At 47.5% G+C, this 1,673-nt stretch carries 1 pseudogene; it reads left to right on the forward strand.

Annotation, left to right across the window (positions count from 1 at the left end):
- A pseudogene (locus tag AB5935_RS24350) lies at nt 1–1,673 on the forward strand (cobaltochelatase subunit CobN); the annotation flags it as partial.

Here is a 1,673-nt window from a genome sequence, read left to right on the forward strand (position 1 = left end):
CCACCCAACTCTACACAATGGGAGTTCCTTATGAAGCGGAACGGATCACTTCTTCCGTCTATGCAATGGCTACAGAACCTATCGCATACAGCCTGCTGGCTCTTGACAAGCAACGTGGTAAAGCGACAGATGCCGTTAGCAAGCACCGCAGCCTCTTTACACAACAGTACTTGACTCCTGCTCGCCATCTGGTAGAAAAGTTGCTCGCTAATCCTGCACTGGCCACAGATGAACTGATTTGTCGTACAGCCGGTATCACCGCACAGGAACTAGCCAAGGCTCGTCAAATAGAGGCAGACCGCAATGCTCCGAAAGGTATGATGGCAATGATGATGGCTGCATCGGCAAAGAGTGAACAATCCGACGAAAAGAAAGCAGGTAAAGGATGAAGAAAATGGGCGCCAACATGGATCCTGAAAAAGCAATGGAAATGGCTAAGTCTATGGGAGCAAGTCCGGAAGCATTGAAGAAAATGGAAGCCGGAATGAAAGCTAATAAAGAAAAAGCTGCCGGATCTTCTGACAAACAGGGAAACAGTGGAAAGCAAGAAAAGCCTCAAGGTATGGCTGCCATGATGGCCGCTATGGGAAAAGCTCCGAAAGAATACAGTAAAGAAGAAATCGAACTGGCACTTGCCATCGCTGAAGTAGAGCGTACAATCAAGAATGTAGGCAACTACAAGAACGCACTTCTGACAAGTCCCGAAGAAGAGTTAAGCAGTCTGATGAATGCATTGAAAGGTGGATACACCGCTCCTACTCCCGGAGGTGATCCGATTGCTAATCCGAATGCTTTACCAACCGGACGTAATATGTATGCTATCAATGCCGAAGCAACTCCTACAGAATCCGCTTGGGAAAAAGGTATCGCTTTAGCCAAACAAACGATTGATACTTACAAGCAACGTCACAATGATTCAATCCCACGTAAAGTGAGTTATACTCTCTGGTCTTCCGAATTTATAGAAACCGGTGGGGCTACTATTGCTCAAGTACTGTATATGCTGGGAGTAGAACCTGTTCGTGACGCATTCGGTCGTGTCAGTGATCTAAAACTGATTCCTTCAGCCGAACTGGGACGTCCACGTATCGACGTAGTAGTTCAGACTTCCGGACAACTCCGTGATATCGCCGCTTCCCGCCTCTTCCTGATTAACCGTGCAGTAGAAATGGCTGCGGCAGCGAAAGACGACAAGTTTGAAAATCAGGTAGCTGCCAGTGTGGTAGAAGCTGAAAGAGTCCGAAAGATGCCCGCGAAATGGCTTCTTTCCGAGTATTCGGAGGTGCTAATGGCATGTATGGTACAGGAATTCAAGGAATGGTGGAATCCGGCGACCGCTGGGAAAGTGAATCGGAAATTGCAGATACTTACCTCAACAATATGGGAGCCTTCTACGGTGACGAAAAACACTGGGAAGTCTTTCAGAAATTTGCCTTTGAAGCAGCATTGAACAGTACTGATGTTGTCGTTCAGCCCCGCCAAAGTAACACTTGGGGAGCATTGAGCCTCGACCACGTATATGAATTCATGGGAGGTATGAATCTTGCCGTACGCAATGTTACCGGTAAAGACCCGGACGCTTATCTTAGCGACTACCGGAACCGCAACAACATGAAAATGCAAGAACTTAAGCAAGCAGTCGGTGTAGAAAGCCGTACAACGATTCTGAATCC

This window comes from Phocaeicola sp. RTP21198st1_B8_RTP21198_201120 (genome assembly GCF_040929485.1).
Taxonomy (GTDB): domain Bacteria; phylum Bacteroidota; class Bacteroidia; order Bacteroidales; family Bacteroidaceae; genus Phocaeicola; species Phocaeicola dorei.